Annotated in this window: 21 protein-coding genes; 2 read left to right on the forward strand and 19 right to left on the reverse strand. The window is 41.6% G+C overall.

Annotation, left to right across the window (positions count from 1 at the left end; translation table 11 throughout):
- Positions 1–247 precede the first annotated feature (247 nt).
- The 18 genes from HUS61_RS18025 to mnmE all read right to left on the reverse strand — a co-directional run bounded on the left by HUS61_RS18025 (position 248) and on the right by mnmE (position 18929).
- Positions 248–2086 carry a choice-of-anchor I family protein gene (locus HUS61_RS18025; protein ID WP_175083282.1) on the reverse strand — a complete coding sequence of 613 codons (1839 nt, stop codon included), beginning with the start codon at positions 2084–2086 and terminating at the stop codon, positions 248–250.
- 143 nt (positions 2087–2229) lie between these two features.
- Positions 2230–3588 (reverse strand): bifunctional UDP-N-acetylglucosamine diphosphorylase/glucosamine-1-phosphate N-acetyltransferase GlmU, encoded by a 1359-nt coding sequence (glmU, locus tag HUS61_RS18030; protein ID WP_063528634.1) that lies wholly within the window; start codon positions 3586–3588, stop codon positions 2230–2232.
- A gap of 272 nt (positions 3589–3860) precedes the next feature.
- On the reverse strand, positions 3861–4283 hold the full coding sequence (locus HUS61_RS18035) for a F0F1 ATP synthase subunit epsilon (RefSeq protein WP_054554812.1): 423 nt from the start codon (positions 4281–4283) through the stop codon (positions 3861–3863).
- 13 nt (positions 4284–4296) lie between these two features.
- Positions 4297–5682, reverse strand: coding sequence for a F0F1 ATP synthase subunit beta (gene atpD, locus HUS61_RS18040; protein ID WP_054554811.1), 1386 nt, complete (start codon positions 5680–5682; stop codon positions 4297–4299).
- A gap of 32 nt (positions 5683–5714) precedes the next feature.
- A complete protein-coding gene (atpG, locus tag HUS61_RS18045; RefSeq protein WP_054554810.1) occupies positions 5715–6575 on the reverse strand; it encodes a F0F1 ATP synthase subunit gamma in 861 nt (286 codons plus the stop codon).
- 59 nt (positions 6576–6634) lie between these two features.
- Positions 6635–8176, reverse strand: coding sequence for a F0F1 ATP synthase subunit alpha (atpA, locus tag HUS61_RS18050; protein ID WP_054554809.1), 1542 nt, complete (start codon positions 8174–8176; stop codon positions 6635–6637).
- Positions 8177–8190: 14 nt separating this feature from the next.
- A complete protein-coding gene (gene atpH / locus HUS61_RS18055) occupies positions 8191–8724 on the reverse strand; it encodes a F0F1 ATP synthase subunit delta (RefSeq protein ID WP_054554808.1) in 534 nt (177 codons plus the stop codon).
- A gap of 16 nt (positions 8725–8740) precedes the next feature.
- Positions 8741–9211, reverse strand: a complete 471-nt coding sequence (gene atpF, locus HUS61_RS18060) for a F0F1 ATP synthase subunit B (RefSeq protein WP_054554807.1) — start codon at positions 9209–9211, stop codon at positions 8741–8743.
- Positions 9212–9253: 42 nt separating this feature from the next.
- Complete coding sequence (gene atpE / locus HUS61_RS18065) at positions 9254–9487, reverse strand: F0F1 ATP synthase subunit C (protein ID WP_010561330.1); 234 nt, start codon at positions 9485–9487, stop codon at positions 9254–9256.
- A gap of 56 nt (positions 9488–9543) precedes the next feature.
- Positions 9544–10401 (reverse strand): F0F1 ATP synthase subunit A, encoded by an 858-nt coding sequence (gene atpB, locus HUS61_RS18070; RefSeq protein ID WP_054554806.1) that lies wholly within the window; start codon positions 10399–10401, stop codon positions 9544–9546.
- Positions 10402–10416: 15 nt separating this feature from the next.
- On the reverse strand, positions 10417–10797 hold the full coding sequence (locus HUS61_RS18075) for an ATP synthase subunit I (RefSeq protein ID WP_054554805.1): 381 nt from the start codon (positions 10795–10797) through the stop codon (positions 10417–10419).
- A gap of 159 nt (positions 10798–10956) precedes the next feature.
- The gene (locus HUS61_RS18080; RefSeq protein ID WP_054554804.1) at positions 10957–11868 is read right to left on the reverse strand and encodes a ParB/RepB/Spo0J family partition protein; all 912 of its coding nucleotides are present in this window, start codon (positions 11866–11868) and stop codon (positions 10957–10959) included.
- 20 nt (positions 11869–11888) lie between these two features.
- Positions 11889–12674, reverse strand: coding sequence for a ParA family protein (locus HUS61_RS18085; protein ID WP_054554803.1), 786 nt, complete (start codon positions 12672–12674; stop codon positions 11889–11891).
- Positions 12675–12687: 13 nt separating this feature from the next.
- Positions 12688–13308 (reverse strand): 16S rRNA (guanine(527)-N(7))-methyltransferase RsmG, encoded by a 621-nt coding sequence (gene rsmG, locus HUS61_RS18090; protein ID WP_054554802.1) that lies wholly within the window; start codon positions 13306–13308, stop codon positions 12688–12690.
- A 15-nt stretch (positions 13309–13323) separates the two neighbouring features.
- Complete coding sequence (gene mnmG / locus HUS61_RS18095; protein WP_054554801.1) at positions 13324–15213, reverse strand: tRNA uridine-5-carboxymethylaminomethyl(34) synthesis enzyme MnmG; 1890 nt, start codon at positions 15211–15213, stop codon at positions 13324–13326.
- 429 nt (positions 15214–15642) lie between these two features.
- Positions 15643–16092 carry an FMN-binding protein MioC gene (mioC, locus tag HUS61_RS18100; protein ID WP_175083283.1) on the reverse strand — a complete coding sequence of 150 codons (450 nt, stop codon included), beginning with the start codon at positions 16090–16092 and terminating at the stop codon, positions 15643–15645.
- A 586-nt stretch (positions 16093–16678) separates the two neighbouring features.
- Entirely contained in the window at positions 16679–17419 is a 741-nt protein-coding gene (locus HUS61_RS18105) for an isocitrate lyase/phosphoenolpyruvate mutase family protein (RefSeq protein ID WP_175083284.1), read from the reverse strand.
- A gap of 145 nt (positions 17420–17564) precedes the next feature.
- A complete protein-coding gene (mnmE, locus tag HUS61_RS18110) occupies positions 17565–18929 on the reverse strand; it encodes a tRNA uridine-5-carboxymethylaminomethyl(34) synthesis GTPase MnmE (RefSeq protein WP_175083285.1) in 1365 nt (454 codons plus the stop codon).
- Positions 18930–19138: 209 nt separating this feature from the next.
- Here mnmE and HUS61_RS18115 point away from each other — a divergent pair, with 209 nt between their 5' ends.
- Both HUS61_RS18115 and HUS61_RS18120 read left to right on the forward strand, forming a co-directional pair.
- Positions 19139–21286, forward strand: a complete 2148-nt coding sequence (locus HUS61_RS18115; protein WP_175083286.1) for a TonB-dependent siderophore receptor — start codon at positions 19139–19141, stop codon at positions 21284–21286.
- Positions 21287–21295: 9 nt separating this feature from the next.
- Positions 21296–22501, forward strand: a complete 1206-nt coding sequence (locus HUS61_RS18120) for a PepSY domain-containing protein (RefSeq protein ID WP_175083287.1) — start codon at positions 21296–21298, stop codon at positions 22499–22501.
- Positions 22502–22556: 55 nt separating this feature from the next.
- Here HUS61_RS18120 and yidC read toward each other — a convergent pair whose 3' ends face one another.
- Positions 22557–24188, reverse strand: a complete 1632-nt coding sequence (gene yidC / locus HUS61_RS18125; protein WP_175083288.1) for a membrane protein insertase YidC — start codon at positions 24186–24188, stop codon at positions 22557–22559.
- Positions 24189–24192 lie beyond the last annotated feature (4 nt).

A 24192-nucleotide genomic window follows, 5' to 3' on the forward strand; every position in this document is an offset into this window, starting at 1 on the left:
TTTGTTCAGCGCTTTTCATTGCTGCCCGCCGTGTCAGTGGATGCGCATTATAGGGATGCGAAGAATTAACGCAAGCACTTTTTGAAGGTTTTTTTGATTATTTTCAAATTAGTACAATAACCATACAAATAAAGGGCTGCAGAGGGGTTTTAGCTCAAAAAGCAGTCATTTTTGTGAGGATAAAATGGCATAGAAAAAGCGACATACTTTAAATTAGGTATGTCGCTTTTTATTTTTATAAGGCGGATTAGTTAGTAGAAATTTCCCAAACAGCGATTGACCCCGAAATTTCATTACCAACAACTAGCAATGCTTCATTCGTTGCACTTTGTTCTGCAGGTATAAATGCCATACCTTCAGGAGCAAGATCACCTGTTATATCTGCATCAGCTTCTAGGCCACGATTAAAAAAGTAATCTTGGAATGTCACATTGTATGGATTAGTAATATCAAACACCATAATGCCACCCATACGCTCTAAACCAATAAATGCAAATGTACGTTCGCCAATCGTACCCAGTGCTAACGCTTCTGGTTCTGCACCTTTGTCATCAGAGCGACTATCACCGTCATTTTCATCTTCGTTATTATTGAATGCTGCTCCGTGAACTGATGCAGTAATACGTGAGATTTGATCGCCCGAGTCAAAAACCACCATGCCGTTACTATCCCAAATGGTAAAAGAGCGGGCACCATATGCATAGAGTGATTCATATTCGCCATTATTATCTTCATCACCTTTAACAGTGGTCACTTTTAAACGGCCAATATCACTGTTGTCATTGTTCAGGTAATCAAAATTGCTTGCCAGTGTTAAGTCTTTAGCTCTGGTTTCATCTATATATGATAAACAACCATCATCTTCATCATAATCTAGACCACCCTTTGCTAAACAATCAGCTTCGTCGGTTGTATCAAAGAAGTATTCTCGTGCATCACCTTCGTTCGCTGTGACAATAAAGTTAGCACCTTTCCAAGTAAAGCTTGAAATCGTATCAGGTTGATACATGCCATAGAGACCAGGGTACGATTTAAAGTTAACACCACCGTCTTTATCTGATGCATCAAAAAGTAAATTAGACCAATCTTTAAATCCTAAGCCTTTAAGCTCTAAGCTATTATCTTCAAGATTGACGATAGCAAGGGCGTTATTTTCTTGTAATGACACGTAGGCAAACTTATTGTCTTTCGAAACGCTGATGTATTCAGGTTCTAAATCCATTGCTACGGTTGTATTAATCAAGTTACCGTTGATTGTTCGACCTGTCGGGTTAGCAAATACAATCCCAAGTTCTTCAAGTTCTGCTTGTTTGTCGTTATAAGCCGAAAAAGTAATGCTAATAGCAGTATCTGCAATTACACCATCATTAATATTAATAATGCTGATAGAGCCTTCTGGGTCAATACTGTAATCACCATTAGGTTCGCCTTCATTTGCAACCAATACTTTATTGCCATCATGGCTAAAAGTAACCATGTCGGGTAGGGCGCCAACAGTGACATTTTTAATAAACTGAGGCTGGTCGCCACTAATATCATAAAATGCGATTAAACCGGCATCACCGGTATTACTTGCAGCCATAGCGACTGCTAAAAGTTCATTATTAGCATCAATAGCGATACTGTTTGCATCACCCACACTGTGCTCATTAAGTGCAAGGGTAATCTCTGAGCTTAAATTAGTGCCGTTTATAACCCCTTCGTTATCTTTAACTAAAGCTGCGCGGTCAAAGCTATCGGCTTTCATGATATTAACGACCGCAGAATCACCGGAACTATTGATAGCAAAAATTCGTTGTTTAGATGCTTGATAAGCAACAATTTCCGCAGCACCTTCAGGGCTTTCTGCATTCAGCACTGCACGGCCGATAAGATTTATAGTTAAAGCAGCGTTTGCATCTGTACCATTTGCTCCGTCAGTTCCGTTTGCACCATCGGTGCCATTTACCCCATCAGTTCCATTAGTACCATTTTGACCTGCAGGACCTTGTTCACCTTGTAGGCCGTCTTTGCCGTCGTCACCGTCTAATGAGCAGCCAGAAAGAATGGTTAAAAGTGATAGCGCAATAATTGATCTTTTTAACATTATTATTTTTCCTTGGAGTTGTATTGAGGCAATTACAACACGCAGGCATTACAACTATATGGCACTTTTATGAGAACAAAATTTTGTCATAAAAAAAGCGAGTATAAACTCGCTTTTTATTTATAAATTAGTAGGGTAGCTCATTACTTTTTAGTTGGGCGCTTCCAACCAGTAAGGTTACGTTGTTTACCACGAGCGACTGCAAGCTGATCATCTTCAACAGTATTAGTGATAACAGAGCCTGCGCCAATCGTTGCCATTGAGCCAATATTCACTGGGGCCACCAGTGATGAGTTAGAACCGATAAAGGCGTTATCACCAATAATGGTTTTTGATTTATTTACACCATCATAGTTACAAGTAATAGTACCTGCGCCAATATTAACTTTTTCGCCAACTTCAGTGTCGCCTAAGTAGGTTAGGTGATTTGCTTTTGAGCCTTTGCCTAAGCGAGTCTTTTTCATCTCAACGAAGTTACCAATGTGCGAGTCTTCTTCCATAATCGCACCAGGGCGAAGGCGGGCATATGGGCCTAAAGTACATTTAGCAGCAACGCTGGCTTCTTCAACAAGTGAGTTAGCTTTAATAACAACGTTATCGCCGATAGTACAATCTTTAAGTACGCAATTTGGGCCAATTTGTACGTTATTACCCAGAGTTACTTTACCTTCGAAAATAACATTAACGTCGATGAGAACATCTTCGCCAGTCGTTACTTCACCACGTACATCAATACGAGCAGGATCAGCAAGTGTTGCGCCGTTTAGCATTAGCTCTTCTGCTTGCCATGCTTGGTATGCACGTTCAAGCGCTGAAAGTTGTACGCGATTATTAGCACCTTCAACTTCCATCGGATGCTCAGGCTGTGCAGAGGTAATTTCAACACCTTCACTGTGTGCCATCGCAACAATGTCTGTTAGGTAGTATTCACCTTGGGCGTTATTGTTAGATAGGTTACCTAACCAACGTTTAAGTAGCGCACCATTAGCAGCCATAATACCGGTATTGATTTCTTTAATCGCAAGTTGCTCAGGTGAAGCGTCTTTTTGTTCAACAATACCGACTAGCTTGCCATTTTCACGGATCATTCGACCATAACCTGATGGATCATCTAAGGTAACCGTTAATACTGCTAAGCCTTTTTCTGGAGTCGCAGCAAGTAGCTTTTCTAAGGTCGCGCGTTTTGTTAATGGCACATCACCATAGAGAATTAATACGGTGTCATCATCGGCAATATGTTCTTTAGCAACAGCGACAGCATGACCCGTACCGAGTTGTTCTTCTTGTAATACCCAGTTTACTTGGTTGTGCGATAGGGCTTCTTGAAGCTGCTCACGGCCATGACCGTAAACAAGATTTGTTTCACGAGCGCCAAGGGCAGTGGCATTATCAATAACGTGCTGCACCATAGGTTTGCCAGCAACTTTGTGTAATACCTTAGGTAGAGCAGAGCGCATACGGGTGCCTTTACCCGCAGCAAGAATAACGGTAGTCAGAGACATTAAAACAATATCCTTCTTTCTTTGTTTTAGGTGTGCAATATTTTGTGAGTTCTGGGAAACATACAAAGTTGTGTAAGTCACATCATGTGTAAATACTCAATCCTAATGTGTTGGACTGAACCTTGAATGAAACAGCTATTCACTATTAATTTACACTATTGTAGCGAGCTTTGATGAAGGATATAAGTATAAATATAAAGTAGGGTGCTTAGCGGTGAATTTTAGGCACAAAAAAGCCCACATTAAGTGGGCTTTTCGAAAACCGAGTAGGCTTACTTTTTACGTAATTGTTGAATTACGCGAAGTTGAGCGATTGCTTCAGCAAGTTGCACTGCAGCTTGTTGATAATCTAACTCAGCAGTTGACGTATTCGCCATTTGCTCTTCAGCATCACGTTTAGCTTTTTCAGCCGCTTGCTCGTCTAGGTCTTCACCACGTACTGCAGTATCTGCAAGAATCGTGATGCGATCCGGTTGAACTTCTAGCGTGCCGCCAGCAATATACATCACGTCTTCGTGACCAAATTGCTTAACTAAACGTACCATACCAGGTTTTAGGGCAGTTAATAATGGAGCGTGACCATAGTTAACACCAAGGTCACCTTCACTACCACTCACTTGAATCGATTCAACCAGACCAGAGAACAAGCTCTCTTCTGCGCTTACTACGTCAAGATGTACAGTCATAGCCGCCATACTACCCTCCTAATTACATGCTTTTGGCTTTTTCTTGAGCTTCTTCAATAGAGCCAACCATGTAGAACGCTTGCTCTGGCATATCATCAAACTCACCGTTTAAGATACCTTTGAAGCCAGCAATTGTGTCTTTAAGTGACACGTATTTACCAGGCGCGCCTGTGAATACCTCAGCAACGAAGAACGGCTGAGATAGGAAACGCTGGATTTTACGTGCACGAGATACAACTTGCTTATCTTCGTCAGAAAGCTCGTCCATACCTAGGATTGCGATGATGTCTTTAAGTTCTTTATAACGTTGAAGAACTGTTTGAACGCCACGCGCTGTATCGTAGTGCTCTTGACCGATTACTAGTGGGTCAAGTTGACGTGAAGATGAATCAAGTGGGTCTACCGCAGGGTAGATACCAAGTGAAGCGATATCACGAGAAAGTACTACTGTTGCATCTAAGTGAGCAAACGTTGTTGCTGGAGATGGGTCAGTTAAGTCATCCGCAGGTACGTATACCGCTTGGATTGAAGTGATTGAACCCGTCTTAGTAGATGCGATACGCTCTTGAAGTACACCCATTTCTTCAGCAAGAGTTGGTTGGTAACCTACTGCTGAAGGCATACGACCTAGAAGTGCTGATACCTCTGTACCCGCTAGAGTATAACGGTAGATGTTATCAACGAAGAAAAGTACGTCACGACCTTCGTCACGGAACTTCTCAGCCATAGTAAGACCAGTTAACGCTACGCGTAAACGGTTACCCGGTGGCTCATTCATTTGACCGTATACTAGAGATACTTTGTCTAGTACGTTTGAGTCGTTCATCTCATGGTAGAAGTCATTACCCTCACGAGTACGCTCACCAACACCTGCGAATACTGAGTAACCGCTGTGCTCGATTGCGATGTTACGGATAAGTTCCATCATGTTTACGGTTTTACCAACACCGGCACCACCGAATAGACCAACTTTACCACCTTTAGCGAATGGACATACAAGGTCGATTACCTTGATACCAGTCTCTAAAAGTTCTACTGAACTTGATTGTTCTTCATAAGAAGGTGCTGCACGGTGAATAGACATACGCTCTTCTTCACCAATTGGACCAGCTTCATCAATAGGGTTACCTAAAACGTCCATGATACGACCTAGTGTCTTCGTACCTACTGGAACGTGGATTGGCTGACCTGTACCTTCTACTGCAGTACCACGACGTAAACCGTCAGTAGTACCAAGTGCGATACCACGTACCACACCGCCACCTAGCTGTTGTTGAACTTCTAAAGTTAAACCAGCTAAGTCGCCATCTGTTACTTTTAGTGCGTCATATACGGCTGGCACGTTGTCTTGTGGAAATTCGATATCCACAACGGCGCCGATAATTTGGACGACCTTACCTAAACTCATGTCTATTCCTCTCATTAAACTTTGCCGAAGCGTTAAACTGCTGCCGAACCGCCAACAATCTCACTAATTTCTTGTGTGATTGCAGCTTGACGAGCCTTGTTATAAACAAGCTGTAACTCATCCATAAGGTCGCCTGCGTTATCAGTTGCAGCTTTCATTGCAACCATACGGGCAGCCTGTTCAGAGGCAGCGTTCTCAACTACACCTTGGTATACTTGAGACTCAATAAAGCGTACTAACAGAGCTTCTAAAATTGCTTCTGGGTTTGGCTCATATAAGTAATCCCAAGAATGTTGAGATACTTCTTCTTCAGCTTTTGGCAAAGGGAGTAACTGATCGATTGTTGGCTCTTGCTTCATAGTATTAACGAACTTGTTAAATACTACGTATAAGCGGTCAATTTTACCTTCAGAGTATGCATCTAGCATTGTCTTTACAGGACCAATAACGTCTTGTAGTGAAGGTGTATCTCCTAAGTTCGCTTTTTTAGCGACTAACTTACCGCCAAAACGTTGGAAAAAGCCAGCTGCTTTGCTACCTAAAGTAGTAAATTCAGCTTCAACGCCTTTTTCTTTCCACGCTTTAACATCTAGGGCAACTTTTTTGAACTCGTTTGAGTTCAAGCCACCACATAGACCACGGTCAGTAGAGATAACAATATAACCAACTCGTTTTACTTCACGCTCTTCTAAGAAAGGGTGAGTAAAATCAAGATTTGCTTGAGCAACACGACCAATCACTTGGCGTAAGTTTTCAGCGTATGGACGGCTTGACGCCACACGTTCCTGCGCTTTTTTCATTTTAGACGCAGCAACCATTTCCATTGCGCTGGTGATCTTTTGAGTATTCTTGATACTCCCGATCTTGCTTTTAATCTCTTTTCCGCTGGCCATGACTCTCTCTCCGAATCAGGTGGGCTTTAGTTGCCTAAAGCTCACCATTCATAACTAAATTACCAAGTTTGCGTCGACTTGAACTTCTCTAGAAGTTCTTTAAGTTGAGCTTCAATCTCAGCGTTGTAGTTACCAGTTTCATTGATTTGAGCCATTAGCTCTGCGTATGTGCTGTTTGCATAAGAAATTAGGCCAGCTTCGAAATCCATGATTTTCGCGATTTCGATGTCTTTTAGGTAGCCTTTTTCAGCAGCAAATAGCGACAGAGACATTTCAGCAACAGACATTGGTGCGTACTGTTTCTGCTTCATTAGCTCTGTTACGCGCTCACCATGCTCTAATTGAGCACGTGTTGCATCGTCAAGGTCAGACGCGAACTGCGAGAACGCAGCTAATTCACGGTACTGAGCTAACGCTAGACGGATACCACCACCTAGTTTCTTAACGATTTTAGTTTGCGCTGCACCACCAACACGAGATACCGAGATACCAGCGTTAACAGCTGGACGGATACCTGAGTTGAATAAGTCAGTTTCTAAGAAGATCTGACCATCGGTGATAGAGATAACGTTTGTCGGTACGAACGCAGAAACGTCGCCGCCTTGAGTTTCAATGATTGGCAATGCCGTCAATGAACCTGTTTTACCTTTCACTTCACCATTAGTGAACTTCTCAACGTAATCAGCGTTTACACGTGATGCACGCTCTAGAAGACGTGAGTGAAGGTAGAATACGTCACCTGGGTATGCTTCACGGCCTGGTGGACGCTTAAGTAGTAATGAGATTTGACGGTAAGCAACAGCTTGCTTAGATAAATCATCATATACGATTAGCGCGTCTTCACCACGGTCACGGAAGTATTCACCCATAGTACAACCAGAGAATGGTGCTAGGTACTGAAGTGCCGCAGATTCAGAAGCAGATGCAACAACAACGATTGTGTTTTCTAATGCACCGTGCTCTTCTAATTTACGTACTACGTTAGCGATAGTAGATGCTTTTTGACCAACTGCAACGTACACACACTTAACGCCTGTACCTTTTTGGTTGATGATAGCATCGATTGCTAATGCAGTTTTACCAGTTTGGCGGTCACCGATCACAAGCTCACGTTGACCACGACCTACTGGGATCATCGCATCGATAGATTTATAACCAGTTTGTACTGGCTCATCTACTGATTGACGTTCGATAACGCCTGGTGCGATTTTCTCAACAGGTTCAAAACCGTCGTTATCTAAAGCGCCTTTACCGTCGATAGGTGCACCTAGTGTGTTAACAACACGACCAAGTAGACCACGACCAACAGGAACCTCTAGGATACGACCAGTTGATTTAACTTTTACGCCTTCTTTAAGGTCAGCGTAAGGACCCATTACTACAGCACCTACTGAGTCACGCTCAAGGTTTAGTGCGATAGCATAACGGTTGCCAGGAAGCTCGATCATCTCACCTTGCATACAGTCAGCAAGACCGTGGATGCGGATGATACCGTCAGTAACAGATACGATAGTACCTTCGTTACGAGCTTCACTTACAACTTCGAACTGCTCAATACGTTGTTTGATCAGATCTGAAATTTCAGTGGAATTAAGTTGCATGCTCTTTTTCCCAATTACGATTGTAGTGATGTAGCTAAGCGGGCTAATTTGCCACGTACTGAGCCGTCGATTACAGTGTCACCCGCCTTAATGATAAGACCGCCAACAACTGTAGTATCTTCACTACAATTCAGCTTAACTTTGCGTGCGAAACGTTTTTCAAGTGCCGCTACCAATGTTGCTTGCTGCTCAGCAGCAAGCGGTGTTGCAGAAATCACGTCAACGTCGATTTCTTTGTCGTAGTCCGCTTTAAATTCAGCGAATAACTCAGCAACAGCAGGCAGTGCAACTAAACGTCCATTTTCAGCCATCACCTTGATTAGGTTCTGACCTTGTTCGTTGAGCTGCTCTGCACAGATCTTGATAAACAGATCTGCTTGTTCAGTAGCAGTAGGCAATCCAGCTAGCGCGGCAGCGGCTTGCTCGTTGCTGGCAACATGGCCAGCAAAGAACAGCATGTCGTTCCAACTTTCAACAGTGCCTTTTTCAACGGCAAGTTCAAAAGCCGCTTTAGCGTATGGGCGAGCGATAGTAGCCAATTCAGACATGCTCATACCCTCCTAATTACAGCTCAGCGACAAGTTTTTCAACGATGTCACTGTGTGCGGCTTGATTGATTTCGCGCTCTAAAATCTTCTCAGCACCAACCACTGCCAGCGTCGCTACTTGTTTACGTAGTTCTTCTGTTACACGGTTACGCTCTGCTTCGATTTCAGAGTGCCCTTGAGCAATAATTTTTTCACGCTCTTGTTGACCACGAACAGTTTCTTCGTCAACGATTAGCGTGGCACGCTTTTTAGCTTGTTCAATGATATCAGCCGCTTGAGCTTTTGCCTCTTTAAGCTGCTCAGCAGCTTTCTTTTGCGCAAGTTCTAAGTCTTTTTCGGCTCTATCAGAGGCAGCTAAACCATCTTCGATTTTCTTCTGGCGAGCTTCAATTGCACCATTTAGTGGTGGCCATACGTATTTCATACAGAAAAGTACGAAAACCGTAAATGCAATTAATTCACCGATAAGAGTGGCTGTTAAGTTCACGACCGCTCCTCCTTAAAATAGTAAGCTGTTCAAAAAATAATATTAAAGTACGAACAACAATACCATTGCGATACCAACACCGATCATAGCTACGGCATCGATTAGACCAGCAAGGATGAACATCTTAACTTGTAATGAAGGTGCAAGTTCAGGTTGACGTGCACAAGCTTCTAGGAATTTACCACCCATGTTACCGAAGCCGATAGCAGTACCGATTGCACCGAAGCCGATAAGTAGAGCAACAGCGATGTACTTAAGACCAATCATTAGTTCCATTTTTTTCTCCAAAGTTTCAATTGTAAATTAAAGTTAAAATTTAAAAGTGTAAAAAATTAGTGATTATCTGAGCTTGCCATGCTTAGGTATACGATTGTAAGCATCATGAATACGAATGCTTGCAGTACGATTACTAAGATGTGGAATACAGCCCAAATAAAGTGCAACGGTAGTTGCATTAAACCAACTGCGCCGATCAAGATGAAAATCAACTCACCAGCATATAAGTTACCGAATAAACGCAGTGCTAACGAGAACGGCTTAGCAACTAAAGCGATTGTTTCTAGTAATAAGTTACATGGGATTAAGAACACCATCGCTAGCTTGTTATTAGAGCTAAACGGGTGAAGCGTTAATTCAGCTAAGAATCCGCCAATCCCTTTAATTTTGATTGCGTAACCGATCATCAGAATGAATACACCAATAGCAAGTGCAGCAGTCATGTTGATGTCTGTTGTAGGTACAATCTTCATGTAAACGTCGTGAGAATCCATACCAAATGCTTGCTCGCCAACGAAGCCAGCGAATGCAGGTAGGAAATCAACCGGAATCAAGTCCATTAAGTTCATTAAGAACACCCAAACGAAAATCGTTAGAGCTAATGGAGCGATTAATGCGCTTTTACCGTGGTATGTGTCACGTACGTTGTCGCCAACGAACTCAACGATCATTTCAATGAAACACTGAAATTTACCAGGTACACCGGTATTTGCTTTCTTAGCGGCACTACGGAAGATCCATAAAAATACAAGACCTAGACCGATTGACCATGCGAGGGTATCTATATTCCATGTCCAGAAACCACTGTCTGCACACGCTTTGTTGAAGGCAAGACCAGCGTCGGTCGAGCACATCTTAGCGTTAGTTAAGTGGTGCTGAATATGGCTTGATAGAGTTACTTCTTCTGCAGCCATGTTATATCCCAAAAGTTAATGATTAAAAAAAACGGGCGCAAACAATCCGCTAAATAACACCAATACATAAACACAGAAAAACGGTAATAAAACGACCGTGTAAGACTTCAGTATCAGTGCAAACAAAACGATTGTTAGCATAAATTTTAATCCGTTGCCGCGCTTTAGCGAGGCATACACTTGATTTACTCGACTTGCACCCATATAACGGAATGCATAGACAGCAAATACAAAATTAGGGAGTAGTGCAACAGCTCCGCCAGCAAGCGCTGACTGGCCGGCATTGACTCCCCAACCTATAAAAACAATTACTGCAGCGATTAATGCTACGATACCCTGAAGACAAATTAATTTAAATGCGGCAAGCCTATACGGCCTTGCTAACCTATTAGTCACGTTTTGTTAACCTTTAGAACGTTAAATTGTCAGGGTATGAAAACTGGCGAAATTATACTGATTCCTACCAGTTTTGCAACTTGAGTCGACCCTTTGTAGTGCAAAAACACCACAAATGTCTCTTTTTGGACATGTTATTAATTAATGACGGGAATAGTCTTAATTTATACGGCTTAAAATGCCATCCAACTCATCAAGAGTTGTATAAGAGATAACCAGTTTGCCTTTGCCTTTTTTATTGTAGTTTATTTCTACTTTAGCGCCTAAATTTTCAGCAAGTTTTTGTTCTAACTGTTTGACATCCGGATCTTTTTCTTGCACTTCTTTTTTCGGGGCAGGTTCTAAGATAGAGCGAACTAATTTCTCAGTTTCACGAACAGTCAACGCTTTAGCAACCGCTAATCTAGCAGCATCTGACTGCGCTTCGCCTTCAAGTGCCAATAAACAACGTGCATGACCCATTTCGATGTCGCCATGCTCTAACAAGATTTTAACATCTTCGTTAAGATTATTTAGACGTAGTAAATTAGTCACAGTCGTACGCGATTTACCAACAGCTTCGGCGACTTGTTGATGAGTGAGTTCAAATTCGTTAAGTAAACGATTTAATGCTATCGCTTCTTCCATCGCGTTTAGGTCTTCACGTTGGATATTTTCAATCAATGCGATTGCAACGGCTGCTTCATCTGGTACATCTTTGATGATACATGGAACAGCATCTAATTTTGCAAGTTGAGCAGCACGCCAACGACGTTCACCAGCAATAATTTCATATTTGTCTGCACCAATTTGGCGCACAACAATTGGCTGAATGATGCCTTGAGCACGAATTGAACTGGCTAACTCTTCTAGCGCTTCTTCAGACATGTCTTTACGCGGTTGATATTTACCCGATTGTAAAAACTCAATCGCTAATTTTTGCAGCTCACCTTTGCTTTGCTCTGCAACAACTTCAGAGACTTGCTCTGGTGTTGCTGTCGCTTGTTGCTGATTATTTGCACTTGGGGCAGGTTTTGATGAACTTAATAAAGCGTCGAGTCCTCGGCCTAAACCGCGTTTTTTAGCAGACATGTTATTTTTTTACCTCGAAGTTAGGCTACTGCTGAAGATGTTTTCTCTTTTCTACGTAACATTTCGCCGGCTAGGGCTAAGTAAGCTTTAGCACCACTTGATGCACGGTCATAATACATGGCAGGGGCACCAAAACTCGGCGCTTCTGCTAAACGGACATTACGTGGGATAACGGTACGATATACTTTATCGCCAAAATGTTGTTTTAGTTGTTCTGATACATCATTTGCAAGGCGATTGCGCGGATCATACATGGTGCGCAAAATCCCTTCAATTGTTAACGCTGGATTTACTAGCTTAGATAGCTGAGTAATGGTATCCATTAATGCCGTTAAACCTTCAAGGGCATAATACTCACATTGCATCGGAACTAAAATCGAATCTGCGGCAGCCATTGCATTAACAGTAAGCATGTTAAGTGAAGGCGGGCAGTCGATAAAAATGAAATCGTATTGGTCTTGAATTTGTTCAAGCGCATTACGTAAACGCACTTCACGAGCAAACAATTCCATTAGTTTAACTTCAGCGGCAGTCACATCGCCATTAGCAGCAATTAAGTGATACTCACCTGAGGTTTCTTTATTGATCACTTCATCGATTGGTGTTTCTTCAATCAATAAATCGTAAATAGTCGCAACATCACCGTATTTATCGACACCACTACCCATAGTAGCGTTTCCTTGCGGATCAAGATCGATTAATAACACTTTACGCTTCGTCGCGGCCATCGATGCCGCGAGGTTCACAGCGGTGGTCGTTTTACCAACACCACCTTTTTGGTTTGCTAATGCGATGACTTTTGCCACAGTGCTCTGATCCCTAGTCTTTAGATAGAATGATTAGATGTCTTTGCGCATCTAACTCAGGTACTTCCAAGCTGATTTTTTCATCAAACTTAATACCTTTAGGTAATGAGTCTAGTTCTTCGCTCGGAAATACGCCTTTTAAGGCGATAAATTTACCTGAATGATCAATCAAGTGCGCACACCAGTCAACCATATCTTGTAAAGAGGCGAATGCACGACTTAATACACCATCTAATTTAACACTTGGTTGATATTCTTCAACTCTAGACTGCACTGGGGTTACATTTTCAAGGCCAAGTGCATGTTTTACCTGCATCAAAAAGCGCACGCGTTTACCTAAACTATCTAACAATACAAATTGTGTATCAGGTAAAGCGATGGCTAATACGATACCCGGTAAACCAGGACCCGTACCTACATCAATGTAATGTTTGCCTTTAAGGTGTGGTGCAACAACTAAGCTATCCATAATATGTTTAACCATCATTTCTTCAGGTAAACGAACAGAGGTTAAGTTATACGCTTTGTTCCACTTGTCTAATAATTCAACATATTGCACAAGTTGTTGTTGCTGTTTTTCTGTTAGCGCAATATCAGTTTGCGCTAACAGCGAAGTTAATTGTTGTTGTAACACTGTATTCCTCACCAACTACGCAGTCTTGCGCAGTAAGCCTTGCTTTTTCAGATAGACTAATAATAGCGAAATAGCAGCAGGGGTGATACCTGAAATACGTGACGCTTGGCCAATTGTATCTGGACGACTATCAGTAAGCTTTGCGATAACCTCATTTGATAAGCCAGAAACAGTTGAATAATCAAAGTCTTTTGGTAATACAGTTTGTTCATGACGTAGCTGCTTATTGATCTCATCTTGCTGACGAGCAATATAGCCTGCGTACTTAGTATGGATCTCAACTTGCTCAAGTGCAGCTTGGTTATCAAACTCAGAACCCAAACCATCAATTGCCATTAAGTCGTTATAACGAATTTCAGGACGGCGGATCAGATCTTCAAGGCTCGCTTCACGAGTCAGTGGTGTTTTTAATAATGCATTTACTTGATCAACAGCAACGTGATCTTTGTGGATCCATGTTTCTTTTAAACGTTGCGTTTCTTTTTCGATGATTTCCATTTTTTCGTTAAATGCAGCCCAACGAGCATCGTCAACTAAGCCAAGTTCACGGCCTTTCTCAGTTAAACGAATGTCGGCATTATCTTCACGAAGTAATAAACGGTATTCAGCACGGCTAGTAAACATACGGTACGGTTCTTTAGTACCTAATGTTGCTAGGTCGTCAATTAGTACACCTGTGTATGCTTCATCACGACGAGGTGTCCAAGACTCTTTGCCTTGTACTTGTAATGCGGCGTTCATACCCGCAATTAAACCTTGTGCGCCTGCTTCTTCGTAACCGGTTGTACCATTGATTTGGCCTGCGAAGAATAAACCATTAATAAACTTAGTTTCTAATGATTGCTTTAAGTCGCGCGGATCAAAGAAGTCATACTCAATCGCATAACCAGGGCGACAAATATGTGCATTTTCAAAACCAGTGATTGATTGCACAATTTCGAGCTGTACATCAAACGGTAAGCTCGTTGAAATACCATTTGGATATAATTCGTATGATGTTAAACCTTCAGGCTCAACAAAGATTTGATGTTTGTCTTTATCAGCAAAACGTACGATCTTATCTTCGATTGAAGGGCAGTAACGTGGACCAATACCTTCAATTACACCTGAATACATAGGTGAGCGATGTAAGTTATTGCGGATCACATCATGTGTTTTTTCATTTGTATAAGTGATGTAACACGGGATCTGCTGTGGGTGATCCGATTGTTTACCCATAAATGAGAATACAGGCGTAGGGGTATCACCAGGCTGTTCTTGCATCTTGCTAAAATCAACAGTTCGCGCATCAATACGAGGAGGCGTGCCTGTTTTTAAGCGATCAACACGGAAAGGTAATTCACGTAATCGCTCTGCAAGTGCAATTGAAGGTGGATCACCGGCACGACCACCTTTGAAGTTCTCTAAACCAATATGGATCTGACCACCTAAGAAAGTACCTACGGTAAGAACCACAGAAGGTGCGCTAAAACGAAGACCCATTTGCGTTACAACACCGATTACTCGATCACCTTCAACGATTAGATCGTCACATGATTGTTGGAAGATCTTTAAGTTTTCTTGATGTTGTAAAGTATGTTGAATAGCTGCTTTATACAAAGCACGGTCAGCTTGTGCACGTGTAGCACGAACTGCAGGGCCTTTAGATGAGTTTAAAGTACGAAATTGAATACCGCCTTTATCAATAGCCTGAGCCATTGCACCACCAAGTGCATCGATCTCTTTAACTAAATGGCCTTTACCAATACCGCCAATTGCCGGGTTACAAGACATTTGACCAAGGGTATCCATATTATGAGTTAGCAATAGGGTATTCATGCCCATGCGAGCAGATGCTAATGCAGCTTCAGTACCTGCATGTCCACCACCTACAACAATAACATCAAAACGTTCGTGAAAAATCATTTATGGGATCCTACTTAATCGACCAGCAAAACTTTGTAAAGGGAGCGTATTCTACCTAGAAATTTAGAGAAGATAAATGATTAAACAGTGCTCAAGATCTAAGTGGGTGATCTCTAATAATATAAAGGATCTTTTAAAGAGATCTTTTATTACTCTTACTACTAGTAACGGCTAGATCTGTTGATAATGTTCGCTTTACTATTTAAAACATGATCTTAACGCAGATCTAAAGGTGTTAATATGATCGGATCTTCCCGCGTAAAAGCTTTGATCAAAAGGGCTGTTTATACACAGGGCAATATCGATTGGATCTTATCCAAGGGATAAACTAGGTTAAAATCGCAGTTAGATCAGTGTTTATCCACAATCCGATCTAAATTATCAGTAAATTGTGGGTAACTTTTATAACAACGATCAACACCGATCGGATTAATTGAGCCCTGCTGATTCGATCCAGCTTGGTAACCAGGCTAATGCCGTGTCTTCTGGCAATGCTTCATCAAGAATATTTAGCTCTAAGCGTTCTGCCACGCGGTTTGCGCCTTTATTAGCTAATAACTCATCTAGATTACGGCCAGCATAGTTATAGGTGTCGTAACTAGTGTCACCTAATCCGATCACACTGTAGTTTAATCCTTTAAGATCAGTCTGTTGGTTAATAGATTCAACAAATGGCAGAAGGTTCTCTGGGTAGTCTCCCGCGCCGTATGTAGAAGTACATAACAACCAAATAGTATCTTGCTGATCAATATCATCAAATACAGGCTGTTCATGAAGCTGCACTTGGATCCCTTGTTGTTCAAGGGCTTCTGCTAGTTGCTCTGCTACGTATTCTGCAGATCCCATTTGGCTACCAACGATGATATTTACTGATTGCATGTGATTGATCATGTATAGAAATAAGTGGCCACATGATAACTAAGTTAGGGTGTGAGTAAAGCGTTGAATTACGATCTGAATAAGTTTTTCTGCTTAAAATGACAGCTTTAATTTAATACTTTTTATAATCTACTGTTTTTAATAGTTTTTTATATTTATTCATAAATTAAACCCTTTGATCAAGCTGTTAATAAATTTGGGGAAAGTTCTGATCAAGCTAAATATTGGAAACTGTATAACTTTGCTAAGTTGTTGATCTTTAATTATGTGTAAGCGCTTAATTTTTCAGATCTGATAAAAATAGTGAGTATGATCGTTTTGTGGATAGAACGCTTGTTGATAACGATCGGTTTGCAATTTGCGATCAATAAAATAGATCGGAAAAAACTTAAATAAGCGCTAATAAAGGCTGTTTTTAAGAAAATTAGTTATCAAAAAGGGCTGTTGTATGAAAATAAATTCAAATTTCCGCGTTTTTTTATGATCAAATCAGCCTTTAGATCTAAAAAATCCCCAAATGTGGATAACATTTTTAGCTAAATTCGATCTTAAAAGCTGTTTTGATCTGATTTTTTAGCTCGCTAAGTTAATTTTCGATCTGAGTTAAACTGGTTTTTATCGTATTACCGACTAGATCATAGAGCGAATTACCTAATGAAAAACGTTTAGCACCACCAGCAAAAGCCGCTTTTGCTGAGTTAAAATTATTCATTGCCATCACATTTAGTGGCATATCTATTGTGTTAGCTAAGCTGGTTATGTGCTCTATGTTAGTTAAGCCGGGCACAAACAGACCGTCAGCACCTGCATCTTGATACGCTTTCGCACGTTCTAGTGTTTCTTTAAAAGGGGAGTCACTAACAAAGTAGGTATCGGTTCTGGCGTTTATAAATAAACCACCGAAGCCATTTTCGCTAAGTACTTTCTTTATCTCACTAATAATAGTGCATTGCTGTTCGATAGATCTCAGTGCGTTAGTGTCTTTATCTGAGTCCTCTATATTGATGCCTACAACTCCTAATCTTGCTAACGCTAAAACGTTTTCGCTAATTTGCAGCGGATCGTTACTGTAGCCTGACTCTATATCCACAGAGAGTGGAATATGAAGGTGTTCGGTTAAGCTTTTAGCTAGTGCTAATTGAGTTTTAAAAGAGATGTTTTCACCATCAGCTAACCCTAAACTGGCAGCAATTCCCCAGCTGGTTGTTGCTACTGCTTTAGCTCCCGCAGCTTGGATGAATTGTGCTGAACTAAGATCCCACGCATTAGCAAGCATAAAGCCGCTTTGCTGGTGGTGTAATTGGTGAAAGAGTTGATATTTGTCCATGATGTCCTCCGTTTAATGACATCGCTAGACTAATTGATATGAGGTTAATTACTGGCTGGTTTCGGCCCTGAACCGATAATTGATTACTAGACTAAAAACAAAAAAGAGTCTTGCGACTCTTTTTTATAATATTGATGACCGGAATTTATTTACCGATACAGAACGAACTAAAGATTTTCCCTAGCAAGTCATCAGAGGTAAATTCACCCGTTATCTCATTTAAGAACTGTTGAGTTAGGCGTAACTCTTCAGCCAAGATCTCACCAGCAATATGCATCTCTAATTGCTCTTTGCCTGTGTTTAAATGATAGGCTGCATGATCAAGAGCATCTAAGTGACGACGGCGTGCCATAAATCCACCTTCTGTGGCGCCTTGGAAACCTATACATGCCTTTAAGTGAGTACGAACTAACTCTATACCCTCTGCATTTTTAGCGCTTAAACGGATCACCGGATATTGATCATGTTCATCCATACCGACATTTTCACCGGAAATATCGGCTTTATTTCGGATCACAGTAACACCCATACCCTCTGGCAACTTGGCCATAAACTCTGGCCAAATATCATGAGGATCAGTGGCTGATGTGTCTGTGCCGTCTAACATAAATAGTACGCGATCGGCTTGGTTAATTTCATCCCATGCGCGTTCAATACCAATTTGCTCTACTTTATCTGGGCTTTCACGCAGGCCTGCGGTATCAATAATATGTAGTGGCATACCATCAATGTGGATATGTTCGCGTAATACGTCACGTGTTGTACCTGCTATTTCGGTAACGATAGCAGCATCACGGCCAGCTAACGCATTAAGTAGGCTTGATTTACCAGCGTTAGGGCGACCCGCAATAACAACACGCATACCTTCACGCATGATGCTACCTTGTTTAGCTTGCTGAGTTACATTCTCTAATTGATCAATAATGGCATTGAGATCTGCGGATACTTTACCGTCTGATAAAAAGTCGATTTCTTCATCTGGAAAATCAATTGCGGCTTCAACATACATACGTAGGTGAATGACTTTCTCCACCAGCGTTTCAATATGTTTAGAGAATTCACCTTGCAGTGATTGGAGGGCGCTTTTTGCTGCTTGTTCACTGGTTGCATTAATTAAATCGGCAATTGCCTCTGCTTGAGTTAAATCAAGCTTATCATTCATGAATGCGCGTTCAGAGAACTCACCTGGTTTTGCTAAACGTACACCGTCAATTTGGCTAATTTCTTTTAATAGCATATCTAATACGACAGGGCCGCCGTGACCTTGTAGTTCTAGTACGTCTTCGCCGGTAAATGAATTTGGCCCTTGGAAGTAAATAGCAATACCTTGGTCAAGCTGTTCACCGTTCAAGCTTTTAAATGGTACATAGTCTGCGTAACGTGTTTTAGGACAACGGCCAATAATCTGTTCTGCCACTGTTTTAGCTAAGCTGCCAGAGACGCGAATAATACCAACCCCACCACGTCCTGGTGCGGTCGCTTGTGCTGCAATTGTGTCTTGATTAATCATGCGATGAAATAATGCCAATAAAAGAATGAATGCTGGCTCTATTGTAACCTATGGCTTAATTTCATGCGAATAGCTGTTTGAGTAATGAAGTAGCAAAAGTCTGATGTAAGTAATACTTTATTTAGCTTTAATTAATAATAAACGGCCATTGCAAATGATAATTATATTCATTACCATATTGCGCATTCTAAATCTTATCGTTTTTTATTATGCGTCTTTCTGCTGTTTTTATTGCACTTGCTGCTGGTTTTTCGGGCGTTGCACATGCTCAAACTGAAGTGACTACTTCTGATCAAAGTGATTCTAAAGAACTCGAAAAAATAGAAGTTGTTGGCCGTGCGTTCTCTTTATATCGCCCAACCGAGTCTAGCTTTGCTACTCGTACCAATACACCTTTAGAGAAAATTCCTCAGTCAATTCAAATTTTGCCGCAGGAGCTGATCAGTGATCAGGCTGCTCGCCAAATTACCGATCTTTATAGCAATATTGCTGGTGTTAATGCCTTTAGTTATTCAGGCGTGACATTCCGTGGTTTCCGCCAAGATGAGATTTTATATGATGGTGTAAAGGGCGACCCTTTCAATGGCTTTGCTGTACCGCAATTATTTAATATTGAACAAGTTGCGGTTTTAAAAGGGCCTGCTGGCGCTATATACGGTAGTGGTAATCCGGGTGGTATTATTAACTATGTAACTAAGAAGCCTAAATTCACCAGTGAACACAGTATTGAAGTTGAAGTAGGTAATGATGACTTCTTCAGTGGTGCATTAGAAAGCACTGGAACATTGAGTGAATCACTTGATAATCATGCTTACCGTGTTGGTCTTTACCGTGATACTGAAAAGCCATTCCGTGTTAATACTAGCAGCGATAATACCATTGTTGATCTTGGTTATACGTGGCTTATAAACAGTGCAACCGAATTGACCACTCAGTATACCTATATAGAGCAAGAGTTGGGTGGGGCACGTTTACGTGGTGTACCTGCTGATGATAATGGCAATTTTCTAACTGATATTAGCTGGAATCATAACGAGGCGACAGACTTTCAAAATGTTGAAGCCCATGTCTATCAGGCAACTTTAAAACATGAATTTAATGATGTTTGGCGCACCGATGTCACAGCACGTTATTTTGATAACAAAGAAGTGCAAAACTACCATGAACCAAGAGGCCTCGTAGATACAGATGACGACGGTATTGTTGATTGGAGCCATCGTGAGTTTCGTGATCAAGTACGTGAGAACGAAGGCTTTAGCTTAACAGCTAATGCGATTGCAGAGTTTGCATTTGCTAATATGCAGCATCAAGTGCTGTTTGGTAGTGATTGGTATGAACATGATTTTGAAAGCGTTTACCGTACAGCTACGCAACAAAGTAAAGGTGGCCCAGTACCAGGACTTGATCTTAACAACCCTGAGTATGGTTTAACCTCTGCTGATGATTATCACCTTGATAGTATTACACCTAGGCTTGGCAAAACGAATAGCACCCGCTTTGGTGCCTACTTGCAAGATCAACTAGATATCACCGCTAATTGGAGTGTGACAGCTGGCTTAAGGTATGATCGTTTTGAAGATAAAGATCTGTTAAATCAAACCGAGTTTTCTGATAGCGACTTAACCTACCGTATTGGTACCAGCTATAACATTAATAATATGTTCTTCCCTTATGCGCTACATGGCACTGGCTTTGTGCCGCAAAGTGCGAGTAATCAAGAAACAGCAAAGGGCGGTCCGTTCTCGCCGGAAACTAGCCGCATTAACGAGTTAGGTTTAAGAACCAAGCTATTAGCAGACACACTTGCTGTTAATATGGCTGTGTACGATATTGTCCGCGAAAACATCCTGCAGCCTAGCTTATTAGGTGATGTTGCAGGTGACGGCGTTGATGACCTAGTTGCCGTTGGTGAAGTACAAAGTAAGGGTTTTGAACTCGAAGTGGTTGGTGACATCACTGAGCGCTGGGTAGTTACTGCAAGCTACGCTTATAATGATACCCGTATAACTAAAGCCAACGACAGCATTCGTAACCAAATTCCAGATAGCGATAAATTTGCTAACGCGCCGCAAAATACTCTAGGTATATGGACACGCTATGAGCTACCTAGCTTATCGTCATCTATTTCTGCTGGCTTAGATTATGTTGATGAACAGCTTAGTTTAGGCGGTCAACGTGTTAAACCTTACACTGTTTACAACATGGCGTGGCAAACAACCGTTGATAACTGGCAATGGCAGCTATCAGTTAAGAACCTATTTGATAAAGAATACGCAAGCAGTGGCTTTATCGAGCGAACAGGGCACTTTCCTGGTGAGCCACGCCGTGTCTATTTAAGTGCTAAATACAGTTTTTAATGGTGGCGTGTGAACGCTAAAAGTTGGTTTAACTTACATTCTTGGGCAGGACTCTTCGTTGGAGTCCTGTTTTTTGTTACCTGCGTATCGGGGACACTCGCTACGTTAAGTCATGAACTCGAGTACTTAACAGACGCTAAGTACCGTGCTTTAACTTCTTCAGCCTCTACTAACTACCCAGCTCTCGAAAACACCCTTAATAAGCATTATCCGCAAGCTCAGTTACTTTATATCCAACGTCATAAACAAGATTACCTTGCCACTGAAGCGGCTCTTAAAGTCGGTGATTCATTTCGCTTTGTTTATTTAGATGCTGCAACGGGTCGCTTACTCGGTGAAGGAGAATGGGCGCGGATATCACGGTTTTTACGTAACTGGCATATGAACTTGTCGATGGGCTGGATGGGTAAACTAATCGTCACCAGTTTGAGTATTTTACTCGTTATTTTATTGGTCTCGAGTTTTTATGTGTATCGGCGCTGGTGGCAAGGCTTTATGAAAAAGCCTGCTGCGCTAAGCCTAGATAAACGTAGTAGTTGGTCTGATTGGCATAAGCTGTTAGGGCTTTGGAGTTTATGGTTTATTGCTGTGATGGCCATTACAGGGGTTTGGTATCTGGTAGAACATGGGCTGCAAACTGCGAAGGTACCTCACTATGTCTCTAGTCCACCAGCCTTGAGTGAGTTTAAAAAGCAAAGCCCTAGCAAAGGTCTAACACCAATTAGTTTAGCTACAGCTTATGAAGCTGCTCAACAGGCATTTCCTAGCCTTGATATTCGCTATATTCGTTATCCTAATAAAGCAGAACAGCCAATTGAAGTGCGTGGTTATAACGATGATATTTTATTGCGCCTGCGTGCTAACCGGGTTTATTTAAAACCAAGTTCCGGTGAAGTTCTAGGCATACAAAAAGGGGAAGAACTAAACCTGCTTCCACGAATTAAAGACACCGCTGATCCGCTGCACTTTGGTAACTTTGCAGGCATTGGTACCAAGCTTATTTGGGGGTTATTTGGTGTATTGATGAGCTTTGTAAGCGCTGCTGGCATCTATATGAGTTGGCTTAGGGTTAAGCGTAAAACAACGGCTGTAAAGTGGCTTGGTTTATCTGGGGTGGTTGCAATCGGTTTGGTAGTTGCTTCGTTACTAACAACGAGTTTGAGCTTTACTGAACGCAGTGTGCCCAATCAAGTTTATTCTCCTATTCTCGGTTAGCTTTTTTCAGGCAATAAAAAAGGCGCAGTTAGCGCCTTTTTTATTGGGTTAAGAGTTAGCCTCTTACCTTAATACCTTTTTTCTCCATACCGCGGTAGATGATTAGCATCTGTGCGATTGAGATAAGGTTCGATACTAACCAGTAAAGTACTAGGCCAGATGGGAACCATAAGAAGAAAATAGAGAATATAACTGGCATAAAGGTCATCATTTTTTGCTGCATAGGGTCAGTAACCGTCATAGGTTGCAGCTTTTGAGTGATGAACATACTTAAACCAAATAAAACCGGTAATACGTAGTATGGGTCCATTGCTGATAAGTCATTTAACCATAAAACGAATTCAGCATGACGTAGCTCAGTTGATTCTAAGAATACGTAGAATAATGCTAAGAAGATTGGCATTTGTAGTAACAGTGGGAAACAGCCACCCATAGGGTTCACTTTTTCTTTGCGGTACATTTCCATCATAGCTTGACCGAATTTTTGACGGTCATCACCATACTTTTCTTTTAGTGCAGCCATTTTAGGCTGTAAGGCACGCATCTTCGCCATTGACGTGTATTGTGCTTTAGTAAGCGGGTACATTGCCGTTTTAACGATAACCGTGATTGCAATGATAGCTAGACCCCAGTTACCTAGGATGCTGTGTAACCACTTAAGTAGTACGAATAATGGTTGTGAGATAAACCATAACCAACCGTAGTCTACAGTTAGGTCTAAGTCTGGGTGAATTGCTTCTAGTACGTCAGACTCTTTCGGGCCCATATAGTAAGTTGAGCTAAGTGTTGCTTGCGTACCAGCTTGTACGTTAACTGCTTCACCTTTAGTACCAATAATTGCCGCATTACCGGCAACTAATTTGCTGTAAAGGGTATTTTGTTGGTCTTGCTTTGGTACCCACGCACTTACAAAGTAGTGTTGGATAAATGCAATGTAGCCGCCAGCTGTAGTGATGTTAAGGTTTTTATCAGCCATGTCTGAGAAGCTGTACTTTTCGTATGGCTCTTCTTCAGTACCAAATGCTGCGCCTAAGTAGTTTTGATCTACTAAGCTACCTTTTTCTTGTACTGTGCGTTTTACTTGCGTGTATAACTGAACTTGAATTGGATCAGCAGTTACGTTGTTTACTGTGTACTCTAAATCTACAGCGTAGTCGCCTTTTTTGAAGATATAAGTTTTAGTAAACGTCACACCTTTACTGTCAGTAAACTCAAGTGGTACACGTAGCTCATCACCCGTTAAAGTGAATGCTTTTTGTGTGGTTTTATAAACAGGGCGACCAGCAACAGTTGCGTCAGGACCATTTAAACCAATTAAGCCACTTTGCGAGAAGTATTGCTTACCATCGAACTCACCTAATAGCATGTAAGGTGTGTTACTGCCTTTTTCTTCTTCGTACTGAAGTAAGTCTGTTTCAATGATGTCACCACCACGGGTGTCAATTTTAACAGTGAATACATCAGTTGTTACATCGATAACTGAGCGCTTTGCTGTCGTTACAGCTGGAACTTCACCGTCAGATGATGCAGGAATAAAGTCATCAGATTCTGGTGTTGTTGCGCCTAGTGTTTGTGTTGTGGCACTTGGATCAGCCTTTGGTGCGTTGTAGTCGTTATTCCATTCTTGAAATAATAAAAACGACACAAGCATCAAGCCGATTAATAAAAACGTGCGTTGCGATTCCATAACA

This window comes from Pseudoalteromonas sp. 0802 (assembly GCF_013350085.1).
In the GTDB taxonomy this organism is placed as follows: domain Bacteria; phylum Pseudomonadota; class Gammaproteobacteria; order Enterobacterales; family Alteromonadaceae; genus Pseudoalteromonas.

Excerpts from the sequence above, each read along its gene's own strand:
- HUS61_RS18025 (WP_175083282.1), bottom strand. The coding sequence starts at position 2,086 with ATGTTAAAAAGATCAATTATTGCGCTATCACTTTTAACCATTCTTTCT.
- glmU (WP_063528634.1), bottom strand. The coding sequence starts at position 3,588 with ATGTCTCTGACTACCGTTATTCTTGCTGCGGGTAAAGGCACCCGTATG.
- HUS61_RS18035 (WP_054554812.1), bottom strand. The coding sequence starts at position 4,283 with ATGGCGGCTATGACTGTACATCTTGACGTAGTAAGCGCAGAAGAGAGC.
- atpD (WP_054554811.1), bottom strand. The coding sequence starts at position 5,682 with ATGAGTTTAGGTAAGGTCGTCCAAATTATCGGCGCCGTTGTGGATATC.
- atpG (WP_054554810.1), bottom strand. The coding sequence starts at position 6,575 with ATGGCCAGCGGAAAAGAGATTAAAAGCAAGATCGGGAGTATCAAGAAT.
- atpA (WP_054554809.1), bottom strand. The coding sequence starts at position 8,176 with ATGCAACTTAATTCCACTGAAATTTCAGATCTGATCAAACAACGTATT.
- atpH (WP_054554808.1), bottom strand. The coding sequence starts at position 8,724 with ATGTCTGAATTGGCTACTATCGCTCGCCCATACGCTAAAGCGGCTTTT.
- atpE (WP_010561330.1), bottom strand. The coding sequence starts at position 9,487 with ATGGAACTAATGATTGGTCTTAAGTACATCGCTGTTGCTCTACTTATC.
- atpB (WP_054554806.1), bottom strand. The coding sequence starts at position 10,401 with ATGGCTGCAGAAGAAGTAACTCTATCAAGCCATATTCAGCACCACTTA.
- HUS61_RS18080 (WP_054554804.1), bottom strand. The coding sequence starts at position 11,868 with ATGTCTGCTAAAAAACGCGGTTTAGGCCGAGGACTCGACGCTTTATTA.
- mnmG (WP_054554801.1), bottom strand. The coding sequence starts at position 15,213 with ATGATTTTTCACGAACGTTTTGATGTTATTGTTGTAGGTGGTGGACAT.
- mioC (WP_175083283.1), bottom strand. The coding sequence starts at position 16,092 with ATGCAATCAGTAAATATCATCGTTGGTAGCCAAATGGGATCTGCAGAA.
- HUS61_RS18105 (WP_175083284.1), bottom strand. The coding sequence starts at position 17,419 with ATGGACAAATATCAACTCTTTCACCAATTACACCACCAGCAAAGCGGC.
- mnmE (WP_175083285.1), bottom strand. The coding sequence starts at position 18,929 with ATGATTAATCAAGACACAATTGCAGCACAAGCGACCGCACCAGGACGT.
- HUS61_RS18115 (WP_175083286.1), top strand. The coding sequence starts at position 19,139 with ATGCGTCTTTCTGCTGTTTTTATTGCACTTGCTGCTGGTTTTTCGGGC.
- yidC (WP_175083288.1), bottom strand. The coding sequence starts at position 24,188 with ATGGAATCGCAACGCACGTTTTTATTAATCGGCTTGATGCTTGTGTCG.